Raw genomic sequence first — 241 nt, 5'->3', positions numbered from 1 at the left:
AGCAACACCATTAGAATGAAATGGGAAAAAATTACGACTAAAAACAATTGAATTTTTATAAAAAGGGATTTTTTTTCCACCTGTAAAATGCAACTCTTCTTGTGTATTTATTCTATCTACAATAATGGCTATATCTACAATAGGAGTATATTCTGGATCAGCTTCACTCAACCCCAAAAGAATTGCCAAATCTGTTGCATGGCCTCTACCTGTTAAAGATAATGATCCATATAAATCTACT

General features: G+C 31.5%; 1 protein-coding gene. It reads right to left on the bottom strand.

Annotated features, from left to right (window positions below):
• Nucleotides 1-241, bottom strand: a 241-nt coding sequence (locus ACY2RX_RS14830) for a serine dehydratase beta chain (RefSeq protein ID WP_490104742.1), incomplete at both ends; no start/stop codon positions are given.

The organism is Polaribacter sp. 2405UD43-2 (assembly GCF_058147125.1).
The sequence above is the reverse complement of the archived record's forward strand: the minus strand, read 5'-3'. Positions and strand labels throughout refer to the sequence as shown.